At 62.8% G+C, this 22,558-nt stretch carries 25 protein-coding genes; 17 read left to right on the top strand and 8 right to left on the bottom strand.

Features of this window, described 5'->3' with window-relative positions:
* Window positions 1-3: 3 nt before the first annotated feature.
* From AADW23_RS11490 to AADW23_RS11480, 3 genes are read right to left on the bottom strand one after another with little or no spacing between them, the layout of a single operon-like run.
* Window positions 4-399 carry a carboxymuconolactone decarboxylase family protein gene (locus AADW23_RS11490; RefSeq protein WP_341861081.1) on the bottom strand — a complete coding sequence of 132 codons (396 nt, stop codon included), beginning with the start codon at window positions 397-399 and terminating at the stop codon, window positions 4-6.
* Between the two features lie 12 nt (window positions 400-411).
* Window positions 412-1,227, bottom strand: coding sequence for a cyclase family protein (locus tag AADW23_RS11485; protein ID WP_341861080.1), 816 nt, complete (start codon window positions 1,225-1,227; stop codon window positions 412-414).
* 42 nt (window positions 1,228-1,269) lie between these two features.
* A complete protein-coding gene (locus tag AADW23_RS11480; RefSeq protein WP_341861079.1) occupies window positions 1,270-1,659 on the bottom strand; it encodes a lysozyme inhibitor LprI family protein in 390 nt (129 codons plus the stop codon).
* 159 nt (window positions 1,660-1,818) lie between these two features.
* On the opposite strand from AADW23_RS11480, the gene pyrC reads away from it, so the two are divergent.
* The 11 genes from pyrC (at window position 1,819) to AADW23_RS11425 (ending at window position 11,616) form a co-directional block, all read left to right on the top strand.
* Complete coding sequence (pyrC, locus tag AADW23_RS11475) at window positions 1,819-2,859, top strand: dihydroorotase (protein ID WP_341861078.1); 1,041 nt, start codon at window positions 1,819-1,821, stop codon at window positions 2,857-2,859.
* Window positions 2,860-2,935: 76 nt separating this feature from the next.
* Window positions 2,936-3,616 (top strand): orotate phosphoribosyltransferase, encoded by a 681-nt coding sequence (locus AADW23_RS11470; protein ID WP_341861077.1) that lies wholly within the window; start codon window positions 2,936-2,938, stop codon window positions 3,614-3,616.
* Window positions 3,617-3,886: 270 nt separating this feature from the next.
* Entirely contained in the window at window positions 3,887-5,404 is a 1,518-nt protein-coding gene (locus AADW23_RS11465) for a replicative DNA helicase (RefSeq protein ID WP_341861076.1), read from the top strand.
* A 129-nt stretch (window positions 5,405-5,533) separates the two neighbouring features.
* Window positions 5,534-6,559 (top strand): alanine racemase, encoded by a 1,026-nt coding sequence (alr, locus tag AADW23_RS11460; protein ID WP_341861075.1) that lies wholly within the window; start codon window positions 5,534-5,536, stop codon window positions 6,557-6,559.
* The gene (locus AADW23_RS11455; protein ID WP_341861074.1) at window positions 6,556-7,341 is read left to right on the top strand and encodes an ABC transporter permease; all 786 of its coding nucleotides are present in this window, start codon (window positions 6,556-6,558) and stop codon (window positions 7,339-7,341) included. Before alr ends, AADW23_RS11455 begins: the two co-directional genes overlap by 4 nt.
* A 103-nt stretch (window positions 7,342-7,444) precedes the next feature.
* A complete protein-coding gene (locus AADW23_RS11450; protein WP_341861073.1) occupies window positions 7,445-8,188 on the top strand; it encodes an ATP-binding cassette domain-containing protein in 744 nt (247 codons plus the stop codon).
* Between the two features lie 47 nt (window positions 8,189-8,235).
* A complete protein-coding gene (locus AADW23_RS11445; RefSeq protein ID WP_341861072.1) occupies window positions 8,236-8,664 on the top strand; it encodes a hypothetical protein in 429 nt (142 codons plus the stop codon).
* Complete coding sequence (locus AADW23_RS11440) at window positions 8,665-9,075, top strand: hypothetical protein (RefSeq protein ID WP_341861071.1); 411 nt, start codon at window positions 8,665-8,667, stop codon at window positions 9,073-9,075.
* A 38-nt stretch (window positions 9,076-9,113) separates the two neighbouring features.
* A complete protein-coding gene (locus AADW23_RS11435; protein ID WP_341861070.1) occupies window positions 9,114-9,566 on the top strand; it encodes a paraquat-inducible protein A in 453 nt (150 codons plus the stop codon).
* A 45-nt stretch (window positions 9,567-9,611) separates the two neighbouring features.
* Window positions 9,612-10,979: a DNA repair protein RadA gene (gene radA, locus AADW23_RS11430; protein ID WP_341861069.1), complete on the top strand. Its 1,368-nt coding sequence runs from the start codon at window positions 9,612-9,614 to the stop codon at window positions 10,977-10,979.
* Window positions 10,980-11,037: 58 nt separating this feature from the next.
* Window positions 11,038-11,616, top strand: coding sequence for a CvpA family protein (locus AADW23_RS11425; RefSeq protein WP_341861068.1), 579 nt, complete (start codon window positions 11,038-11,040; stop codon window positions 11,614-11,616).
* 48 nt (window positions 11,617-11,664) lie between these two features.
* Here AADW23_RS11425 and AADW23_RS11420 read toward each other — a convergent pair whose 3' ends face one another.
* The gene (locus tag AADW23_RS11420) at window positions 11,665-12,120 is read right to left on the bottom strand and encodes a hypothetical protein (protein WP_341861067.1); all 456 of its coding nucleotides are present in this window, start codon (window positions 12,118-12,120) and stop codon (window positions 11,665-11,667) included.
* A 157-nt stretch (window positions 12,121-12,277) separates the two neighbouring features.
* On the opposite strand from AADW23_RS11420, the gene purF reads away from it, so the two are divergent.
* From purF to AADW23_RS11405, 3 genes are read left to right on the top strand one after another with little or no spacing between them, the layout of a single operon-like run.
* The gene (gene purF, locus AADW23_RS11415; RefSeq protein ID WP_341861066.1) at window positions 12,278-13,756 is read left to right on the top strand and encodes an amidophosphoribosyltransferase; all 1,479 of its coding nucleotides are present in this window, start codon (window positions 12,278-12,280) and stop codon (window positions 13,754-13,756) included.
* Entirely contained in the window at window positions 13,753-14,361 is a 609-nt protein-coding gene (locus AADW23_RS11410; RefSeq protein ID WP_341861065.1) for a DUF2199 domain-containing protein, read from the top strand. The genes purF and AADW23_RS11410 overlap by 4 nt, the downstream gene beginning before the upstream one ends.
* Complete coding sequence (locus AADW23_RS11405) at window positions 14,358-14,774, top strand: DUF1284 domain-containing protein (protein WP_341861064.1); 417 nt, start codon at window positions 14,358-14,360, stop codon at window positions 14,772-14,774. Before AADW23_RS11410 ends, AADW23_RS11405 begins: the two co-directional genes overlap by 4 nt.
* A gap of 89 nt (window positions 14,775-14,863) precedes the next feature.
* Here the strand turns inward: AADW23_RS11405 and AADW23_RS11400 are convergent, their stop codons facing one another.
* Window positions 14,864-15,469, bottom strand: a complete 606-nt coding sequence (locus AADW23_RS11400; RefSeq protein ID WP_341861063.1) for a biotin transporter BioY — start codon at window positions 15,467-15,469, stop codon at window positions 14,864-14,866.
* A gap of 108 nt (window positions 15,470-15,577) precedes the next feature.
* Here AADW23_RS11400 and AADW23_RS11395 point away from each other — a divergent pair, with 108 nt between their 5' ends.
* Window positions 15,578-16,258: an SDR family oxidoreductase gene (locus AADW23_RS11395; protein ID WP_341861062.1), complete on the top strand. Its 681-nt coding sequence runs from the start codon at window positions 15,578-15,580 to the stop codon at window positions 16,256-16,258.
* Between the two features lie 61 nt (window positions 16,259-16,319).
* Here AADW23_RS11395 and AADW23_RS11390 read toward each other — a convergent pair whose 3' ends face one another.
* Both AADW23_RS11390 and AADW23_RS11385 read right to left on the bottom strand, forming a co-directional pair.
* Entirely contained in the window at window positions 16,320-16,748 is a 429-nt protein-coding gene (locus AADW23_RS11390; RefSeq protein ID WP_341861061.1) for a cell division protein ZapA, read from the bottom strand.
* Window positions 16,741-17,712, bottom strand: a complete 972-nt coding sequence (locus tag AADW23_RS11385) for a hypothetical protein (RefSeq protein ID WP_341861060.1) — start codon at window positions 17,710-17,712, stop codon at window positions 16,741-16,743. The genes AADW23_RS11390 and AADW23_RS11385 overlap by 8 nt, the downstream gene beginning before the upstream one ends.
* A 295-nt stretch (window positions 17,713-18,007) precedes the next feature.
* On the opposite strand from AADW23_RS11385, the gene tkt reads away from it, so the two are divergent.
* A complete protein-coding gene (gene tkt, locus AADW23_RS11380) occupies window positions 18,008-20,023 on the top strand; it encodes a transketolase (RefSeq protein ID WP_341861059.1) in 2,016 nt (671 codons plus the stop codon).
* Window positions 20,024-20,361: 338 nt separating this feature from the next.
* Here tkt and AADW23_RS11375 read toward each other — a convergent pair whose 3' ends face one another.
* Complete coding sequence (locus tag AADW23_RS11375; protein WP_341861058.1) at window positions 20,362-21,330, bottom strand: DUF808 domain-containing protein; 969 nt, start codon at window positions 21,328-21,330, stop codon at window positions 20,362-20,364.
* Between the two features lie 209 nt (window positions 21,331-21,539).
* On the opposite strand from AADW23_RS11375, the gene gap reads away from it, so the two are divergent.
* The gene (gene gap, locus AADW23_RS11370; RefSeq protein ID WP_341861057.1) at window positions 21,540-22,544 is read left to right on the top strand and encodes a type I glyceraldehyde-3-phosphate dehydrogenase; all 1,005 of its coding nucleotides are present in this window, start codon (window positions 21,540-21,542) and stop codon (window positions 22,542-22,544) included.
* The last annotated feature ends 14 nt before the right edge of the window (window positions 22,545-22,558 follow it).

Below are 22,558 nucleotides of genomic sequence, written 5' to 3'. Positions count from 1 at the left end.
CACCTACGCCTGAAATTCAGCGTCCACCGGCACCTGTAACCCGGTGACCAGGCCGTTGGTCTGCATCGCCATGCCAATGACCGCCAACATCTCTGCATACATCTCGTCCGACATCCCCTTGGCTTTCGCGCTGGCCGTATGAGAATGCACACAATACGAACACCCATTGGCCGTGCTCACCGCCACATAAAGCATCTCTTTCACCAGCGGGTCCAAAGCCCCCGGCGCCATGACGTCCTTCAAGCGCTCCCAGGTCGCCTTCAAAAGCGCCGGATCACGGGCCAGCGCCCGCCAGAAATTGTTGATGAAATCTGTGCCGCGAACGGCTCGGATATCGTTGAAGACGGCCAGCGCCTCGGCGCTGACCTCCTCGTCGCTCAAAAGCGCGACTGTTGCCATCTCAGGACCCCCTCAAACCATCGCGAAGATGCGCGCAGGCCCGCCGGTGCCGCCCGCATGTTTGGGTGCACCAATGATGATCGTGGCCCCCGCTGCCGGCACTTGGTCCAGCCCCGCAAGGCACTCAATCCCGAACCGCCCCTCGGGGAGCCAGGCGTAGTGGGTGGCGAAATCTGCTGATATTCCGTGGTCCAGTGACAGCGTATCTACCGCAATCGACCTTGCCCCCGTCTCCAGCAACATCTGCACCGCCTCCACGTGGAAGCCCGGATAATGCTGCGCCGTGCCGTCGAACCCTCGGAAGGCATCGCTGCCCATCTTCCCGGCCCAGCCCGAGTTCATCGCCACACACGCCCCATCGGGAATCTCTCCATTGGCGGCAACCCAGGCGGCAATATCGTCGGGCGTCACGCTCGTGTCCGCATCCCCTTCGGCCCTTGCAGCGATATCAATCACACACAACGGCGCCACGAGATCGCCCACCGGGATTTCATCCACCGACGCCCCATCGGCACTGAAGTGCAGCGGCGCATCAATATGCGTGCCCGTATGTTCGTTGACGGTCAGATTGAACAGGTTGAACCCATTGTCGGCAAAGTTGAACAATTGCTCGCGCGAAAACTGGCTGTCTCCGAAGTAAGTGGGGAAATCCTCGTGCAGCGTGTGGGTCATGTCGACAAATGCGCTGTGTCCGTCCGCCATCGCAGGCGTCGTCTGCCCCATCGTGGCGGCCGCGGCCCCCGCAGCCACCGCGGCACCCCCCTTGAAGAATGAGCGCCGCGACAGCATCCGCTCCTTGACCGAGTTCATTACGCAAATATCACACATTGCCTAGTCTCCTTTGGTTGGTTTCCCTGCAATCTCAGGTCTTTATCGTCTCAAGTATGTCTCCAGATCGCGGGCACGGCGCTCGGTCAGTCGGGCCAGACACCCCAGCCGCACCATCGCCTCGCCCGAGCCTGCGCCCATGGCGTCGGCCTCCATCTCACAGGTGGCATCGCGGTAGATGATCCACGCCCTTTGGGCCACGCGCAGGCGCTCCTCCTCCTCGCCATCGCGCTCTGCGATAACTTGTTGGTATGCGTTGTTGAGCAAGCTGTCCCAGAAGGCGTGCTGCTCTCCCAGACAATGAATAATGCCTTGCTGCGGCAAGCTATCCATGGCGTCGCAATCCCAATCCTGCGCCACCACAGGGCCGCTTAACGGCCCCATCACAAATGCCAGTACCGTGCCCAAACATCCCGATCTCATGACGCTCATGTCACCCCGTGCCTGTCGTACGACGTCCACCGTGGAACATCCCAGCGATTCCGTCCATGGTTGTTCGCCCCCCGCCCTCCGCATGCATCGTCGCGCGGCTTCCCATGCGCCGCCTTGCCCCTTTGCACCCGCTTGCCCCTTCGTGTAGCGGGTGTGGCGATGACACAGACACTCACAATCCGCCGCCCCGACGACTGGCACCTTCATCTGCGCGACGGCGCGATGATGCGCGCCGTCCTTCCCGAAACCGCCCGTGATTTTGCGCGTGCAATCATCATGCCGAACCTCGTGCCCCCCGTGGTCACAGCCAGCGATGCCCTCGCCTACCGCGATCGGATCCTCTCGGCCCTGCCACCGGGCGCGGATTTCACACCCCTGATGACCCTCTACCTGACAGAGCAAACCGACCCCGATGATGTCGAGGCCGCCTTCGCCGATGGTCTGATCCACGCGGTCAAACTCTACCCCGCGGGCGCCACCACCAATTCGCAATCCGGCGTCAGCACCCTCAAAAACGTCTACCCGGTGCTGGAGCGCATGGCCAAAATCGGCCTTCCCCTGTGTATCCATGGCGAGGTTACAACATCCGAGGTCGATATCTTCGACCGCGAAGAGGCGTTCCTGAACCAAATCCTCATCCCCCTGCGCGCCGACATCCCCGGCCTCAAGATCACCCTTGAACATATTACCACCGCCCAAGGCATCGACTATGTCTCAGAAGCCGATGGTGACATCGCCGGCACGATCACGACCCACCACCTGATGATCAATCGTAACCATATGCTCGTAGGCGGCATCCGCCCCCACTACTACTGCTTGCCCATCGTCAAACGTGCCTCCCATCAACACGCGCTCCGGGCCGCGGCCACGTCCGGCAACCCGCGCTTTTTCCTCGGCACCGATTCCGCCCCTCATCTCGATGGCGCGAAAGAAACCGCCTGTGGCTGCGCCGGCGTCTTTTCTGCCACCAACACCATGTCCTGCCTCGCCCATGTCTTCGAAGAAGAAGGCGCCCTCGACAATCTCGAAGCCTTCGCCTCCCTCAACGGCCCCGCCCGCTACGGCCTGCCCCCGAACGAGACGACACTCACCCTCGAAAAACGCGCAACCCCCTGCGCCTACCCCGCCAAGTTCGACACTGATGATGGCCCCCTCACCCTCTTCGATCCGGCCACGCCACTCCATTGGCACGTGACCTAAGCGTCGCTGCCTCCTTCATCTTGGCAAATACAACTCACTCCCGCCCTCGCCCCACCCCCTGCTGCTAGAGGTTCCCATGATCCCCACCTCCTATCCTTCCGACGCCACCATGGCCGCCATGACCGCGCGTATGCTGCTCGATATCCGCGCCGTGCATTTCAACACCAAAGACCTCTTCACCCATGCCTCCGGCAAACAGGCCCCAACCTACATCGACTGCCGCAAACTGATCTCCCACCCCCGTATCCGCGCCACGGCGATGGATTTCCTGACCTGCAAAGTCATGCGTGACGCCGGACTCGAAGCCTTTGACAACATCGCCGGGGGCGAAACCGCGGGCATCCCCTTCGCCGCCTTCGTGGCCGAGCGTATGGCCCTGCCGATGTCCTACGTGCGCAAGAAGCCCAAAGGCTACGGCCGCGCCGCCCAGATTGAAGGTGAAATGTCTGAGGGCGCCCGTGTTCTTCTGGTAGAAGACCTCACCACCGACGGCGGCTCGAAACTGAAGTTCGTCGATGCAATTCGCGCCGCCGGGGCCACTTGCGCCCATACCGCAGTGGTCTTTTCCTACGGCAACCTCCCCGACACCGAGGCCAATCTCGCCGCTCACGGGCTGACGTTGCATTCGCTGACCACCTGGGCCGATGTGATTGCCGAAGCGCGGCGCGGCGGTGACTTTGACGACGCCACCCTGTCCGAGGTCGAGCGATTCCTCGAGGACCCTGAAAGCTGGCGCAGCGCCCGCGGCCTGACCTAGCGTTCCGTTCTCCTTTATTAATATTTGGCGTGGCCTTTGGGCCACGTCCGCCGCGCCACCCCAGCACATCTTGACGCGCCAGCGCCAATTCCCACATGATATAGCGACACGGTGGCAAGCAATGCTCGGGGTGAGTTACTCACAGACTTACCAAAGTTGACGGCCCCGCAGGCCATTAAGTTATACCGACCGCACAAGGATCACGGCGCGGGAATCGCGCCCGGCCTGCCAGCCGCGGATCTTTGCGCCAACCAGCAGCCAGGGGACCACATGAACGAAATCGCAACATTGAATCCGTCCCTTCCCGCCGGCGTTTCCCCTGAGTCCGACGCGGTGGAAACCGCCGCTGTCCTCCCCCATAATATCGAAGCCGAACAACAGCTTCTGGGCGCGATCCTGACGTCGAACGACGTGCTCGACCGGGTCGATGATCTGGTCAAACCCGATCACTTCCACGATCCCGTCCATGCCGAGGTCTATACCATGGCCGCCGCCCGTATCGCCAAAGGCCTGCAAACCGACGCGACGACGCTGAAAACCTTTGCCTCAGATATCCCCGGCCTCAAGGAATTGGGCGGCGCTGAATATCTGGTGAAGCTGCAACTTTCCGCCATCGCCACCTCTGCCGCGCGCGACTACGCGCAACTGATCCACGACCTGGCCGTGCGCCGCGAGTTGATCGAATTGGGCAACCGTGTCACCGACCGCGCCCGCGCCATGCGCGATGACGTGGCCCCGGACGACCAGATCGTCGAGGCCGAAAGCGAGCTGTTCGCTCTGGCCTCCACCGGCTCCACCAACAAGGGCTTCCAGTCCTTCCTGCACGCTCTCCACGACGCGGTGCATATGGCGAACGAGGCTTACAACCGCCAGGGCGGCCTTGCGGGCGTTTCAACAGGGCTGACAGACCTCGACCGTATGCTTGGGGGCTTGCACCGCTCCGACCTTCTGATCCTTGCCGGACGTCCTTCCATGGGGAAGACCTCGCTGGCGACCAACGTGGCGTTCAACGTCGCGAAGGCGTTCCGCGAAGGGGTCAAGGAAGATGGCAGCCAAGGCACCGTGGATGGCGGCGTGGTCGGGTTCTTCTCTTTGGAAATGTCCTCGGCCCAGTTGGCGCAACGGATCTTGTCGGAGGCTGCAGAGGTACCCTCGGAATTGATCCGCAAAGGCGACCTGAACGAGCAGGAATTCCAGCGCTACCTGAAGGCCGCAGGCGATCTGGAACGCTGCCCTTTGTTCATTGATGACACCCCCGCGCTGCCCATCGCCCAGGTCGCGGCACGCGCGCGGCGCCTGAAACGGTCCCCCAAGGGGCTCGACCTCCTGATCATCGACTATCTTCAGCTCCTGAAAGGCTCCGGCAAATCCGACAACCGGGTGAACGAAGTCTCCGAGATTACTCAGGGCCTGAAAGCGATCGCGAAGGAATTGGACATCCCGGTCATCGCCCTGTCCCAGCTGTCGCGCCAGGTTGAAAGCCGCGAAGATAAACGCCCGCAACTCTCGGACCTGCGTGAATCCGGCTCGATTGAACAGGATGCGGATGTGGTCATGTTCGTGTATCGCGGCGAATACTACAAAGAGCGCGAAAAACCCGGTGAGGATAATCTGGAAGCCATGACCAAGTGGCAACAGGATATGGAGCATCTGCACGGCAAAGCCGAAGTCATCATCGGCAAACAACGCCACGGCCCCGTCGGCTCGGTCGAACTGGCCTTCGAGGGTCGCTTCACCCGCTTCGGCAACCTCGCCCAAGACCGCCACGGCCCTCCCGACACCTACTGACGCGCTTGAAAACTCTTGCAAGAGTTTTCCCCAAGGTCTTCCAAGACCTTGCCCCAATTCCTTGCAAGGAATTGCCAAGGCTCTTGCAAGAGCCTTGACGCGCCCCGCGTTTGATCGCACCACCCCTACATGGCTGTTGGAACCCTTACGATTGATCTCGGCGCTTTGGTCGCCAATTACCGCGCCCTGTCGCGCCTTACCTCGGGCGAGGCCGCTGCCGTAGTCAAAGCCGATGGCTATGGCCTGGGCGCCGCACCAGTCAGCACAGCTCTCGCCAAATCAGGCGTAAACCGTTTCTTCGTGGCCACCGCCGAAGAAGGCGCGGATCTGCGCCAAACCCTTGGAAACGCGCCCGAAATCAACATCTTCTCCGGTCATATGGCGGGCGACACCGCTCTGATCCGCGAAGCTAACCTGACGCCCATGCTGAACGCGCCCGAGCAGCTAAAGCGCCACCTTGCCCTGCCCGATCACCCCTATGGCATCCAGGTGAACTCCGGCATGAATCGCCTTGGGTTCCAGCCTGAGGATTGGGCCGCAAACCGCGACCACGCCCAAGACGCCACTCTGATCATGTCGCACCTGGCCTGCGCCGATGAACCAGACCACCCCCAAAACGCCGCGCAACTGTCGCAGTTTCGCGCAATGACCGACGGCATCAAGACGCCGAAATCCTTAGCCGCAACCGGCGGCACGCTCCTCGGGGCCGACTACCATTTCGACCTGATTCGCCCCGGCGTGGGCCTCTACGGTGGCCTGCCTTTCGCGCAGGCCCAGCCCGTCGTCCGCCTCTCCCTGCCCGTCATTCAAATTCGAACCGTTCAACCGTCTGAAACGGTCGGCTATGCCGCCGCCTACACCGCCAAATCGCCCCGCCAGATCGCAACGGTGTCGGCGGGTTACGCCGACGGCCTGATCCGCGCCATGTCCGCGCGGGCGACCCTGTTTCACAACGACACCCCCTGCCCCCTCATCGGCCGCGTTTCCATGGATCTGCTCACCGTCGACGTGACCGATTGTGCCCAGCCGCCCGAAGCGCTCGACATCCTGGGCCCCCGCCAGACCGTCGACCAACTGGCCGACGCCGCCGGCACCATCGGCTATGAAATCCTCACCTCGCTTGGCCCCCGCTACAAACGCGTGGTCCTCCCATGAGCCTCGCCACCGCCCCCCTTGGCGCCGTGGGCCGCACCCTCCTCACCCTTCTCTCCAGTATCGGCCAAGTCGCGCTCTTCGCCGTTTCGGCCCTGCGCCACCTCGCCACCCCTCGCTATTATCTCCGTGAAACCGTCCAGCAGTTCCTTACCATCGGCTGGCTCAGCCTCCCTGTTGTCGGCCTCACGGCGCTGTTCACCGGCGGCGCCCTCGCCCTGCAAATCTACGCCGGCGGTGCCCGCTTCAATGCCGAAGCCGTGGTCCCCCAGATCGTCGCCATCGGCATCGCGCGAGAGCTTGGGCCCGTCCTTGGCGGCCTCATGGTCGCAGGCCGCGTGGCCTCTGCCATTGCAGCAGAAATCGCCACGATGAAGGTCACGGAACAGATCGACGCCCTGCGCACCCTCTCCACCGATCCGATGAAATACCTCACCGCCCCGCGCCTGATCGCCGCCACCCTCACTCTGCCGCTGCTCGTGGCAGGGGGCGACAGCATCGGCATCTTCGGCGGCTACCTCGTCTCCACCACGCGCCTCGGCTTCAACGAGGCCGCCTACCTCTCCAACACCTCCGACTTCCTGCAGACATGGGATGTCACCTCTGGCCTCCTGAAAGGCGCGGCCTTCGGCTTCATCGTCGCACTTATGGGCTGCTACCACGGCATGAACTCAGGCCGTGGCGCGCGTGGCGTGGGACGAGCCACCACTTCCGCCGTCGTCTTCGCCTCCATCCTGATCCTCGCGGCCAACTACCTGCTGACCGAGGCCTTCTTCTCCGCATGACACACCCCCAATGCACCACGCGCCACCGTGGCTCCTTCATCTTGGCCATACACCTCCGGGGGTATGGGGGCTGGCCCCCATCTGCGCACCACAGGCCCCACCCATGACGCCAAAAATCTGCCTCACCGGCCTCAGCAAATCCTTCGGCCCCAAACACATTCTTCAAGACATCACGCTGGATGTGGCCACAGGCGAAAGCCTTGTGGTGATCGGTGGCTCGGGCACCGGGAAATCCGTGCTGCTCAAATGCATTCTCGGCCTCCTCACGCCCGATGCTGGAACGATCCAGATCGACGGCAAACCCACAGCCTCGAACCCCGCTTTCCTCGATCGTTTCGGGATGCTGTTTCAAGGGGCCGCTCTATTCGATTCCATGCCGATCTGGCAGAACGTGGCCTTCCGTCTCTTGCAAGGCCCCACCTCCCGGCGCGAGGCCCGTGACATCGCGATCGAAAAACTGCGCCGCGTGGGCCTCACCCCCGAAACCGCAGACCTCTTCCCCTCGGAACTCTCAGGCGGGATGCAGAAACGTGCGGGCCTTGCGCGGGCCATCGCCGCCAACCCCGAGATCATCTTTTTTGATGAGCCGACAACCGGCCTCGACCCGATCATGTCCGGCGTGATCAACGACCTGATTCATGAAATCGTGACCGAGATGGGCGCCACCACCATCACCATTACCCATGACATGACCTCCGTTCGGGCCATCGCCACCAGCGTGGCCATGCTTCACGATGGTCAGATCCGCTGGCGCGGGCCGGTGGGTGACATGGACAGCGCCGATGACCCTTATCTGCGCCAATTCATCGGCGGGCACCCCAACGGCCCGATCGAGACCCTGCGCTGACGCCTCCCCGCGTCGTTCCCTGCAACCAAGGCCCATAGACCCGAACCATGCTTGACGATTCTCTTCCCACCGCCGCCGATTTTGGCATGTCTTTCTCGGACCCCGCTTTCGCGTTGATCCTTATCGGTGCAGCGTTGCTACGGCTGATCCCGGTACTGATCGTCATATCTGCGGTGATAAAACTGCGCCGTTACCCGGCGCTGCGCCCCCTTCACTCGCTGCTGCTAATCTCGACCCTCCTGGTGATCTTTCTTGCTGGGGTCGAAGCCTTCGTGCCTGCTCTTATTCCCACGCCTTGGCGCACGACGGGGGTCTGGTCCTTCGTCTGGATCTTCGCCGTGGCATGGATGGCGGTGGGCTGGACGCGCTCGGCATTCAAAACCGGCCTGCGGCCCCGTGGCTTGGACATCCCCATACTCGTCGCCGCCGCAGGGTTTGTCGCAGCGCTGTTCATCCCAATCGCGGTGGCTTGGTGAATGCTCGTCATTGTTGCACTTTCCGCTTATTTCCTGGGGCAACTCGCCAGCGTGGGCACCTTGTTCCTGGCCGCTCTTTTTGCGGGCCTGTCCCGGCACCCCGTTGCGATCGTTCCGCTTTCGCTCGCAGGGCTTTGGATATTCGGAACCGTCGATTTCAGCAATTATGCCGACGGCCCCATGCGCATCGACGCAGAGATGAACCTTGTGGGCGCAGGCGCAGGCCTGCCCCCTTTGCTGAGCAACGGAAGTGACGGCCCGGCGTGGTGGATTGCGGCGCTCTCCGCTCTGACCTTCGCGGCGTTTGTGTTCTGGCCGAAGCTGCCGCACCTCCGTACGGCGGCCGTCATCGGCCTTGTCAGCCTGGCCGTTACTTACGGTGGCTTTGCCGCTTTGGGCGCGATGTACTAGAAGCGCCGCCGCACCCTTCGCCAAGAAAGCCGCCCCCCATGCCCAAAGCCCTGATCGCCGCCAATCTCCTTTTGCTGATCGCTTTCCCGGTCTCCTGGATGGCGCCGCTGATGCGGGCCGGGCTTCTACCGCTGTTTGGCCTGTCGGAGATCTCAATCCTCTCGGGCCTTTCTGCGCTTTGGAGCGACGGGGAATACGCCCTGACCGCACTTGTCGCCCTTCTGGCGCTGATCGCGCCCATGGCGAAAACCATCTGCCTTACGCTGATCCACCTGTCCCGCGCCCCCACCCGCCTGCTCCCCGCGTTGGAAATCGCAGGAAAACTGGCCATGGCCGACGTGTTCCTGATTGCGGTATATGTGACACTGGCCAAGGGGCTTTCCGTGGGTCGGGTCGAAACCGCTTGGGGGTTGTGGCTGTTCACTGCCTGTGTCCTCGCGTCGCTGGCAATTTCGATGTTAACGGCCCGCGCGGCGAAGGCCGGGGGCTGAACGCGGGCTATTCCCCTCTTCGGCGTCCTCGTCTAAAGGCTGTGCATGGCAAAACCGGTCACACAATTCACCTGCTCCAACTGCGGCACGACCCATAAGAAATGGTCTGGCCGCTGTGATGATTGCGGCGAATGGAACACCATCCGCGAAGAAACGCCCCTTGGCACCGGGCCGGGCAAGGCGGCCCTAGGCTCGGTCAAGGGCAAGCGGATGATCCTGAAAGATCTGCGCACCAAGGAGACCCCGCCACCACGGCAATCGGCCGGCGTGGCTGAGTTGGATCGTGTCTTGGGCGGGGGCCTTGTACCCGCTTCCGCCACGCTGGTGGGCGGTGATCCGGGTATCGGCAAATCCACCCTTCTACTGCAAGCCGCCGCCGCCTTTGCGCGCCAAGGGCTGAAGGTTGTCTATGTCTCGGGCGAAGAAGCGACGGCACAGGTCCGTATGCGGGCCGAACGCCTTGGCCTGTCGGAAAGCGCCGTGATGTTGGCGTCCGAAACCAACCTGCGCGATATTCTGACCACGCTGGAGGCCGAAGCCCCGGACCTGGCGATCATCGACTCGATCCAGACCATGTGGCTCGACACCGTCGACAGCGCCCCCGGCTCGGTCAGCCAGGTGCGCGCGTCGTCCCATGAGCTGACGACCTTCGCCAAGCGGCGCGGCACGTCGGTGATGTTGGTGGGCCATGTCACCAAAGAGGGGCAGATCGCCGGCCCGCGCGTGGTGGAACACATGGTGGACACGGTCCTGTATTTTGAAGGCGAGCGCGGCCATCAATTCCGCATCCTGCGCTCCGTCAAGAACCGCTTTGGCCCCGCCGATGAGATTGGCGTGTTCGAGATGACGGGCCGGGGCTTGGCCGAAGTCTCCAACCCCTCGGCCCTGTTCCTGAGCGACCGCGAACAACCCGCCCCCGGATCGGTGGTTTTCGCAGGCATTGAGGGCACACGCCCGGTTCTGGTCGAGTTCCAGGCCCTTGTGGCGCCCTCCAACCTGTCGCAGCCGCGCCGCGCCGTTGTGGGGTGGGACGGGTCGCGCCTGTCGATGATCCTTGCGGTGCTGGAGGCGCGCGCGGGCATCTCGTTCCAGGGGCTCGACGTCTATCTGAACATCGCAGGCGGGATGCGCATATCTGAACCCGCCGCCGATCTTGCCGTTGCGGCCGCCCTTCTGTCGGCCCGTGAAGACAGCGCTCTGCCCCGCGAAACCGTGGTTTTTGGGGAACTTTCCCTATCAGGGGCGCTCCGTCCGGTGTCTCAGGCGGAAAATCGGTTGAAAGAAGCGGTGAAACTTGGTTTTTCGACAGCAATTGCACCGACAGGCTGTCGGATTGCTGATAATGCAGGTGTGAACGTCAAATCCTTTACGGATCTCCCCACTTTCGTGGGTGACATCTTTGGGGCAGGCTGACAGGCGCGACGCACGCAAAAGACCCCCATTCGCGGGGAAGTGAGTTAAGAGGGCAGACATGGACGGATTTACTATTTTTGACGGGGTCGTCGGTGGCGTGATCGTCATTTCGGCCATTCTGGCTTACGCCCGCGGTTTCATCCGCGAGGTGATGTCGATCGCGGGATGGGTTGCAGCCGCGGTGGTTGCCTTCATTTTTGCCCCCAACGCCTTGCCCCTGATCTCGGAAATTCCCGTCTTGGGCGATTTCATCGGCGAAAGCCGCGAGTTGGGAATTCTAGCCGCCTTTGCCATCGTGTTTGTCATAGCCCTGGTGATCGTGTCGATCTTCACGCCGCTGTTTTCGACCGTTGTGCAACGCTCGGCCCTTGGCGGGTTGGATGCGGGCCTTGGGTTCCTGTTCGGCGTGGCGCGCGGCGTGTTGTTGGTTGTTGTGGCCCTGATCGCCTACGATCGCATCGTCGGCGATGAGCCTATTCCCGCCATCTCGGAAAGCCGATCCTCGGCGGTGTTTGCCAATATGCAAGCGCAGATCGAGGCGCAGATCCCCACCGATGTACCCGGCTGGATTCTGGAACGCTACGAGACATTGATCGACGGCACCGACGAAGAAGCCGCCCCCGCTGTCTCCGAATAAACAGCGGGCTGCGAAACGGCGGGGTTGGATCCCCGCCGCTTGGCCTCCCTAGCGCCGCCCGAAGGTGGCGATCATTCCGGCCAGCAACAAGACGGCGGCACCGCCCGTGTACATCCAGAACCCGGCCCGGATGAAGTCTCCCAAAAGGTCATAGACCTGCCCCAAATCCTGAAAATTGACCGAGAACGGCAGCCCGAAGTCTGCCCGCACATCTTCTGCGCGCAGGTAATAGTGGACGCACAGAACCAGCGGGGAAGCGCCTGCCAGAAAGGCGAATAGTCCCGCCCCGCGTCCCAACAGCGACAGGAGTGCGGCAAGGCCCGCCAAGGCAAAGCCTCCCAGAAACACCCAGGCCTGCCACGGCCCCTCGGTGATAAGCCCTTGCAAACGATCGCCAATCAGAACCGAGGGAGAGATTTCCTGCCCCGCAAATGGCGGCTCTACCCATGTAACGACGTAGCTGGCGGCCATGGCGGCCCCCGCAAGAAAGATGAAGAAACGCATGTGACTGCTCCGCGTGCTTTTGTCTGTTATTATGCGGCATCCTACCGCAATCGCGCAGTTCGGTCCAATGCCGGGGGATTTCATTCATGATCGTTTGGTGACACCGCCGCCCGGGCGTCCTATGTGTCTGTCACGCACAGGACCAAGGATTCGCCCGATGGACGAGACAGCCTTCCCCCAGCATCCCTTTGATGCCCGCGATGATGACAAATTACGCGAGGAATGCGGCGTGTTTGGCGTCATTGGTGTCGCCGACGCTGCCAACTTCGTGGCGCTCGGCCTCCACGCCCTTCAGCATCGCGGTCAGGAAGCCGGCGGCATCGTCACCCACGACCCCGAAGCGGGCTTCAGCTCGGCCCGGCGTTTTGGCTACGTCCGCGATACGTTTACCTCGCAAAAGGTGATGGAGACTTTGCCCGGGTCCATCGGCATTGGCCACGTGCGCTATTCCACCGCCGGGTCCAAGGGCGCCACGCAAATCCGCGATGTGCAGCCCTTCTTTGGCGAATTCGCCATGGGCGGGGCAGCTATTGCCCACAACGGCAACATCGTGAACGCCGATGAACTGCGCAAGGAACTGATCGAACGTGGCTCGATCTTCCAGTCTTCCTCGGACAGCGAATGTATCATTCATCTGATGGCGCGGTCGTTGCAGAAGAACATCCCCGAGCGGATGAAAGACGCCCTGCGCCGCGTTGAAGGGGCGTTCTCGGTTGTGGCGACGACCCGCACCAAGTTGATCGGTTGCCGCGACGCCTTGGGCGTGCGCCCGCTGGTGATCGGCAAATTGGGTGACGGCTTTGTGCTGTCGTCCGAGACCTGCGCGCTGGACATCATCGGCGCAGAGCTGATCCGCGAGGTTGAGCCCGGCGAAATGGTGGTCATCACCGAGGCGGGCATCGAATCGTCCAAGCCGTTCAATCAGAAACGCTCGCGGTTCTGCATTTTTGAACACGTCTATTTCTCTCGCCCCGATAGCATCATCGGCGGGCGTTCTGTCTATGAGACGCGCCGTCAGATCGGTGTGGAACTGGCGAAAGAGGCCCCCGTGGAGGCCGATCTTGTCTGCCCCGTACCCGACAGCGGCACGCCAGCGGCCATCGGTTATAGCCAGGAAGCGGGCATTCCCTACGCCATGGGCATCATCCGCAACCAATACATGGGCCGCACGTTCATTGAGCCGTCCGAGCAGATTCGCAACATGGGTGTGCGCCTGAAGTTGAACGTGAACCGCGCGTTGATTCGCGGCAAACGGGTGATCTTGGTCGATGACAGCGTGGTGCGCGGCACGACCTCTCGCAAGATCAAGGAGATGATCCTTGATGCCGGTGCCGCCGAAGTGCATTTCCGCATCGCCTCTCCGCCCACCGCATGGCCGTGCTTTTACGGCGTCGACACGCCCCAACGCGAAAAGCTGTTGGCCGCGACCATGTCGGAAGAAGAAATGCGCCAACATCTGGCGGTCGATAGCCTGAAGTTCATCTCCCTCGACGGGTTGTACCGCGCCGTGGGTGAGGCCGAGGGCCGCGATCCCGCCAAACCCGCTTACTGCGACGCTTGTTTCTCGGGCGAATATCCCGTGGTCCCCACCGATCAGATCGCGAAAGGTTTTGAACTGGTGGAGGCGGCAGAATGATCCGCCTGTTCCGCCGGACCAAAGCCCCCAAAGTGATCCCCGAGGCCGAATTGGCCCGGCGGCTGGTGGACCCTGACTACACCTGCGTGTGCTGCGGCAAGGTGGTTGGCGCGGCCAAGCGCTTGCGCCCCGAGGCGCCTTTCAGCTGGAAAAACCCGCCCGAGCCCGCTGACGATGACAGTTTCGATGCCGGCGGGGTCGAGATCTTCACCCACAACTACGCCCGCCGCGACGGCGACAACCTGTTGCGGGCCTATCTTCCGGTGCCGGTAAAGGGCACGGAAGGCTCGGTCTTTCTGGGGATTTGGTGCAGTCTCAAAGCGGGCAACCACGCCCGCTTTCGCGCCGCGCAGGCCCGCGGCGATGCCGATAAACTGGGCGAACTGCATTCGTGGCTTTACACGCAATTGCCCCGCCTGACCGGACCGCTTCTGACCGAGGGCGTCTTGGTCCCTTACTCCGAGGGGCGCAAACCGCTTTATTGGATCACCAATGAGCGCCACCCCTTCCATGCCGCACAGCAAGAGGGGTTGAGCGCCACGGAAATTCTCGAGGTCTATGAAAGCTTTGGCCACGGCGACGTGGTAAGCTGCCTCAAGGCATGAGCGTGCCGCCGCTCCGCCTGCGGCCCCACCACATCCTGTGTTCGCTGGGGTTTGAAGGCCACGGCTATTCCGACACCTTCACCGCGAATATGGAAGCCATCGTTGTGGGCCGCCTCCGCGCCGCATTGGGCGATGCCACGATGGTCGAGATCACGGCCACCGCCGATGCCATCTGCGCCCCCTGCCCCCGCAAACGCGGGCAAGGGTGCGAGGCGCAGTTCGAGATCGACACCCTCGACACCGCCCACGGCGCGGCTCTGGGGGTGTCTGCGGGTGAGCGTCTGACGTGGGGCGAGGCGCAGGACCGTGTCCGCGCCCGCATCAAGCCCGATGATCTGGACGTGATTTGTGCCGGCTGTCGCTGGCTGGACCTTGGCCTGTGCAAATCCGCCGTGGCGCGGTTGCAGGGTTAGACGACAAGCCGGCCCTCGCCCATCTGGCAAATAAAAACGCCGCCCTCCCGGAAGGAGAGCGGCGCCAAATCTTTAAGCTGGCAGAGGGCTTAGCCCGCTTTACGCGCAGACAATGCCGCCCAACCGCCGGTGACAACCAAAGCCGCCAGAACCGCTTTTACCGCGTCGCCGATCAGGAAGGGCGATACGAAATGGGTCCAGTAGAAGCCCATGCCTTGGCCCGCCCATCCGGCTTCCATGCCGAAGGTGCCTGCGACGGCCATCGGCCAAGCCAGACCGGGCACGTACAGCAGGGCAGAGATAACCACTGCGGTCGCCGCCGTGCCGAAGAAGCCTTTGGCGAGGCCACGTTCAGCCGCCCATCCTGCGGCCCATGCCATCGCGACGAAGCCGATCAGGAAACCAGCGGTCGGGCCAGCGAAGGCCAAGCCGTTCATGCCGTTGGCGAATACCGGAAGACCCATCGCGCCTTCGGCCAGATAGGCCAGCAGCGTTGCCGCGCCGAGGCGCGAGCCGAAGGTGAAGCCCACGGCCAGGATCGCCAGCGTTTGCAGCGTCATTGGGACGGGGATCATTGGCACCGACGTTTGCGCGGCCAATGCGATGACAAGCGTGCCCCCGACGACCAGCAGCGCCTTGCGCAGAAGGCCCTCTTGTCCCAGCGTCGCGGAAAGAAGTGTTGCGTTGTGGCCCATCAGATCAGGCTCCCTTTAATGTGTCCCGTAAGAGTGAGGGCGCTATGACCCCTTGCCGCAAGGGTATACCCCTTGCGCTTGGGCGTGCAAGCGGGCAACACGCGCGCCATGACAGGAAATGACGCTCAAAAACCGCTCGCTGGCAAAATCGCTCTGGTCACGGGGGCCTCTCGGGGCCTTGGGGCCGCTTCGGCCCTATGGTTGGCCGAACAAGGTGCCCATGTTGTTGCCGTTGCCCGCACCATTGGCGGGCTGGAAGACTTGGATGATCGGATCAAGGCCGTTGGCGGGCAAGCCACCCTTGCGCCGATGGATATCACCGATGAGGGCGCGATTGCGAACCTCTGCCGCTCCATCCACGATCGCTGGGGCAAGGCCGATATCTGGGTTCACGCTGCCTTTCACGCCAGTGTGCTGACCCCGGCGCCTCACGTGGAGGTCAAAGATCTGGACAAGGTGATCGCCACCAACATCCGCGGCCTGTCGCGCCTTATCGCAAACGTCGAGCCGCTGATCCTGCCCTCTGATGCGCCCGCCGCCGTTTTCTTCGACGACACATGGGACGCGAAATTCGCCGGTGCTTACGCCATGTCGAAAGCCGCACAACGGGCGCTGGTGCAAAGCTGGCAGGCCGAGACGGCAAAAGCACCATTGGCGGTTCATCTGGTGACACCCAAACCGATGCCCACGGCGATCCGGGCACGCTTCTATCCCGGCGAGGACCGCACGCCTCTGGCCGATCCTGCGCAAGAGGCCGCCCGCCTTCTGGGGCCGCTTTTCACCGCCTGAACAGAAAACGCCCGCCCCATCTCTGGGCCGGGCGAGACTGTGCCAAAACCGACTGCAAGGTTTACACTTTGTCGGAGGCTTCCATTGCTTCTGCCATCGCTTCGGCCCGTGCGGCCAGATCGGCAAAGCCTACGCTGATCTCTTCGGGGATCGCCACCGCCGTGCCACTGCTGGCGCCCGCTTCTTGCAGTTCCGAGATCTTCCGCCCCCGGTCCGCCAAACGCTCCTCAGCCGAGCGCAGCGCCCGGTCCTGGGTGGCGATCTTGTCCTGCATCTCGCGCAGGTCATCCTCCATGGCCGCCGTTTTATCGGCAAGCATCAAGCCCGCCATCAACAGCATCCGGTCAGGCGGCATCCGCCCGATTTGCCCCAGAACGACGGCGGCTTCCGTATCCAGCATCTTCGCAGCCGAGCGCAGGTAGTTTTCTTCACCATCCTGACAGGCGACGCTGAACACCCGCGTCCCGATTTCGATTTCCACCTCAGGCATCTTGGCCTCCTTCGGCACGGTCCAACCCGGCCTGCATTTCTTGTACGATCCGGTCCAATTCCGCCGCATCGGTATCACGCAACTGGCGCAGGGTCTCGACCTCGGCCAGCAACCCCTGATCGAGGGTAGCGCTGTCCACATCGGCGCCGCTTTGCAGCAAAGAGACCTGAGCCGCCAAATCCTCGGCCCGTGTGCGCATCAGGCGCAATTGCCGCCGCAGTTCCAGAATGCGGTCGTCCACACTGGCCCCGGTGGCCTCTTGCAGCTCTTCCAGCGCGTCGGTGGCCGCGTCACATGCAGTGCGGGCCGCATCGCGTTCTTCCCGGGCGCGTTCCGCCCGACGCCCCAATACGGCAAGGGCTTTCTCCATATCCTCAGGCTCGGCTTCGGCTTCATCACGCACCTCCGGTTGCGCCGCTTGCGCCGCCTCCAGGGCCGCCTGCAATTCGGCCAGCGCCGCGTCTTTTTCGGCCAACTCGGCGCTGCGTGCCTCCAATTCTGCGTTGCGGGCGTCCAGTTCAGACTGCGCCGCCCCCCGAGAGGCCTCTGCCGCTGCCAGTTTCTCTTCCATCGCCGCCAGCGTCGCCGCATCGGTGCCCGGCGTTTGGGCTGCGTGAGCAATGGCCGTTTCAGCCTCAGCCCGAGCTGCCTCGGCCTCGGCGCGGGCCGAGGTCACATCGCTTTGCGCATCGGCCAACGCGTCCTGGGTTTCGGCCAAGCGGGCCTCCAACGCGCTGACACGGTCCGCGGCCTCGGTCGCGCGGGCCTCGGCATCCTGGCGCGCGGCCTCTGCCTCTGCGGCTTGGGTCGCAGCCCCGGCAGCAGCCGCAATCGCGGCCTCAGCGGCGCCATCTTCGGCCTGCGTATCCCTACTTGCGGCAATCCCTGCCGCGATGCGGTCCAAGGCCTGCGACAGACGCTGTTCCAGCGCTTTCAGGTGTTCAATATCGGCGGTGTCGCTCATGACAGCCGGTGCCCCCTCGTCATCCCGCATAGGCGCGGTGTTTAGATTTCTATACATCCGCTTCCGGCAGGCTTTGCGCCCGTTTCGTCGCAGATGTCGTGTATACTGCCTCTAACGTACCCCTATTTGGGGGTCAAACCGCATCACTTTGCAAGGTTTTCTACACCTCAAACGCCGTTTTAGGCCGGAAATGGCCCTTCTCAGGCCCCGAAAGGCCCTTGTGCGGCTTGCACTTCATCGGGCCTTTGATATCACGCCTGCAACCAAAGCCATTGCTGCCACAAAGGATCCTTCCATGGACATCAAAGCCCTTGCAAGCGCCAACCCCGATCATTGGGCCCGCGCTGCCTGCATCCGCACCCTGACGCTGGACGCCGTGGCTGCCGCCAATTCCGGCCACTCTGGCATGCCGATGGGCATGGCCGACGTGGCCACGGTGCTGTTTGACAAGCACCTCAGCTTTGATGCTTCCAACCCCGATTGGCCCAACCGCGACCGCTTTATCCTGTCGGCGGGCCATGGCTCCATGCTGATCTACTCGCTGCTGCACCTGACCGGCTACAAGGACATGACGCTGGAGCAGATCAAGAACTTCCGCCAGTTGGGCGCGATCACCGCAGGCCACCCTGAATACGGCCACGTGAAAGGTGTCGAGACCACAACCGGCCCCCTTGGCCAAGGCATCGCCAACGCCGTGGGTTTCGCCATGGCGGAAGAGCATCTGCGGGCCACCTGGGGCAAGAAGATCATCGACCACTACACCTATTGCATCGCCGGCGACGGCTGCTTGATGGAGGGCATTAGCCAAGAGGCGCTGGCGCTCGCCGGTCGCCAGGAGCTGTCGCGCCTGATCGTCATGTGGGATGACAACGGCATCACCATCGACGGCAACGTGTCGATGTCCGACTGCACCGACCAGAAGGCGCGGTTTGCCGCGTCCGGGTGGGACGTGTTCAGCTGCGATGGCCATGACCCCGCCGATATCGACCGCGCCTTGACCGAGGCCAAAGCCTCCCCCCGCCCCGCGATGATCGCGTGCAAAACCCACATTGCCATCGGCTCCAGCGCGCAAGACACCGCCAAAGGCCACGGCGCTTTGACCGACCCGCAGTTGGTTGCCGACACCAAGGCCGCCTACGGCTGGCCCCATGCGCCCTTTGAAATCCCCGCCGACCTGAAGCAATGGTGGGAGGCCGTAGGCCGCCGCGGCGAGGAGCAAAGCGCAGCGTGGGAGGAGCGGTTCAATGCCCTTTCCGCAGGAAAGCAGGCCGAGTTCACCCGTGCCTTCGCCGGCGAAATGCCCAAAAAGCTGTCGGCCACGATCAAGGCGTTCAAAAAGCAGCTCTCCGATGAGAAGCCCAAGGTCGCGACCCGCAAGGCCAGCCAAATGGCGCTTGAGGTTATCAACACCATCGTCCCAGAAACCCTTGGCGGTTCTGCCGATCTGACCGGATCGAACCTGACCCATACGGGCGGGCTTGGCATCTTCTCTCCCGAAAATCGCAAGGGCCGTCACGTCCACTACGGTATCCGTGAACACGCCATGGCGGCGGCGATGAACGGCATGGTGCTGCACGGCGGCATCAAGCCCTACGGCGGCACCTTCTTCACCTTCACCGACTACGCCCGCCCCTCTATGCGCCTGTCCGCGCTGATGGGCATCGCGCCGGTCTATGTGATGACCCACGATTCCATCGGCGTTGGCGAAGATGGCCCGACGCACCAGCCTGTGGAGCACCTCGCCATGTTGCGCGCCACGCCCAACATGAACGTCTTCCGCCCTGCCGACGCCGTGGAAACCGCCGAGGCTTGGGAACTGGCGCTGAGCACCAGCAAGACCCCTTCCACGCTGGCCCTGTCTCGCCAAGGTCTGCCGACGGTGCGGACCGAGCACAAGACCAAGAACCTCACCGCTCAGGGCGCCTACGTTCTGGCCGACGCCGAGGGCAAACGCCAGGCGATCCTCATGGCCACCGGTTCGGAAGTTGCCATCGCCATGGCGGCCCGGGACCTGCTGCAAGCCGAAGGCATCGGCACCCGCGTGGTGTCCATGCCTTGTTGGGAGCTGTTCGAGCAGCAAGAAGAAAGCTACCGCAAGCGCGTACTGCCGGGCGGCCCGGTCCGTGTGGCCGTGGAAGCCGCCGTCGATTTCGGTTGGGATCGTTGGTTGTTTGGAGAGCGTGGCAAGCGCGACAAGGGCGGTTTTGTCGGAATGCCCGGCTTCGGGGCCTCCGCGCCGGCGGAAGACTTGTACGCCCACTTCGGCATCACCGCCGAAGGCGTCGCTGCCAAGGTGAAAGAGCTGCTGTAAGCTCTGGTTTCGGGCCTACCGGCCCACCTGCACACATCGCCCGCCCGCGCCTTCCGCGTTGGCGGGCTTTTTCTTGGGATCTTGGCGGCCGCGTTCGGCGGCGCGGAAACGGCCATAACGCAGAATGAGATAGAAGCCACACAACAGCGGTCCCCCCCGGCGGGGTCCAGACCACCGAGGGTTCCTCTTAGACGGGTCAGAAGCGATGCTGCATCCTGACCACGGAGCATTGGTTAACATGCGATCATAAAGATATGGTTAACGCCGCGCGAAAAACCCGCACGGCACAGCGGTGTCGGCCCTATGTGACGCCGAAGGGGGCGCAGAAACGGCCGAATTTAGTGGCTCGCCTCACCGGCCAGCCCAACGGCCCGCATGATTGGGCCAATCACATGGGTCACGATGGGGATCAAGATCATCCCCAGGATCACGCCCAAGATGCCATCAATCGCCGCGGTCACGATCCAGGTGATGGCGCCGTTCTCGCCGCCAACGGAATGGGCAATGCCCTCAATCCAATGCTCCGGCCCGTGCCAGCCCATTTCGGCCAGGCCATGCACGATGATCGACCCGCCGACCCATAGCATCGCCGCCGTGCCCACAACGGTTAACGCCTTTAGAAAGCCCGGCATCCCGCGCACAATCGCTTCGCCGATCTTCTGGGTCACCCCAAGACGCCCGTTGGAGGCCATGTGCAGCCCCACATCATCGGCCTTCACGATCAGCGCCACCGCGCCGTAAACCAGCAATGTGATCCCTATGGCCACAACCGCCAAGGCCCCGGCCTGGAACCAGATGTTATCGGTCTCCAATGCCGCCAAAGCGATGGTCATGATCTCGGCCGACAAGATGAAATCGGTCTTGATCGCGCCCTTCACCTTCTGCTCTTCCAGATGCGCCGTATCTACGCCCGATGCCTTCACGGCGGCAGCCTCGGCCACATCGTCATGGCGGGACGACAACCAGTGGTGGATCTTCTCGGCCCCTTCAAAGCACAAATACGCCCCGCCCAACATCAGAAGCGGCGGGATCATCCATGGCGCGAAAGCCGACAACAGCAAAGCCACCGGCAACAGGATCACCAACTTGTTGAAGACCGAGGCGCGTGCGATCTTCCACACAATGGGAAGCTCTCGCTTGGCCGAAAACCCGTGGACATACTTGGGCGTCACGGCGGCGTCATCAATCACCGCCCCCGCCGCCTTCGCGCCCGCCTTGGCGGCCTGCGAAATCACATCATCCACCGAAGCCGCAGCCACTTTGGCAATCGCTGCCACGTCATCCAGAAGGGCCAGTAGTCCGCTCATGGTACATCCTTAAAATTCGCACTCTTCGCGTAACATAAGCCACTGGCCGCCCACGTCCACCGAAGAACGCCCGACAATTGTTAGCGCAATCACGCGATGTTTGCGCCACCGTTTCCGCTAACATCCCGAAATGGCATCTCTTTTGGGTTCACAGACGGCGCAATGCGCCCTAACCAAGTCCCAAGCGATGAGATGATAGGAGCTGCACCATGACCATCACCCTCGGCATCAACGGTTTTGGCCGCATTGGACGCGCCACACTGGCCTATATCGCCGAGAGCGCGCGCAATGATGTGCAGGTGGTCAAGATCAACGCCACCGGTCCGGTAGAGACTTCGGCACACCTGCTCCGCTTCGACAGCGTCCATGGCCGCTTCCCCGGAGAGGTTCGAGTAGATGGCGACACGATGGATCTGGGGCGTGGCCCGATGCAGATGTTCTCGACCTACGACCCGGCCGAGCTGGATTGGGAAGGTTGCGATGTGGTTCTGGAATGCACCGGCAAGTTCAACGACGGCCGGAAATCCAGCGTGCATCTGGAACGCGGCGCGAAGAAGGTGCTGATCTCGGCGCCCGCGAAAAACGTAGATCGCACCGTTGTTTACGGCGTGAACCACCGCGACATGCTGGCGGATGAGCGGATGATCTCCAATGGATCGTGCACCACCAACTGCCTCGCCCCGCTGGTGAAGGTGCTGAACGAGGCCATCGGCATCGAGCGCGGCATCATGACGACGATCCATTCCTACACCGGCGATCAGCCGACGCTGGACCGCCGGCACGATGACCTCTACCGCGCCCGCGCCGCCGCCATGGCGATGATCCCCACCTCCACCGGGGCCGCCAAGGCCCTGGCCGAAGTTCTGCCCGAGATGGAAGGCAAACTGGACGGCACCGCCCTGCGGGTGCCCACGCCAAATGTCTCGGCCGTAGACCTGACCTTTGAAGCCGCCCGTGATGTCACGGTTAACGACGTTAACGAAATCATGGCAGAGGCCGCCAACGGCTACATGGGCGCCGTCCTGTCCTATGATCCCGCCCCCAAGGTATCGGTCGACTTCAACCACACGACGCCGTCGTCGATCTTCGCGCCCGACCAGACCAAGGTCGTCGGCGGTCGCACGGTCCGCGTGTTGGCATGGTACGATAACGAGTGGGGCTTCTCTGCCCGCATGGCCGACGTCGCCAGCGCCATGGGCCGCCTGACGCATTAAACATTGGCGCTACC

It is taken from the genome of Gymnodinialimonas sp. 57CJ19 (genome assembly GCF_038396845.1).
In the GTDB taxonomy this organism is placed as follows: Bacteria; Pseudomonadota; Alphaproteobacteria; order Rhodobacterales; family Rhodobacteraceae; genus Gymnodinialimonas.
Note: the sequence above shows the minus strand (reverse complement) of the source record. Positions and strands in the feature narration are given on the sequence as shown.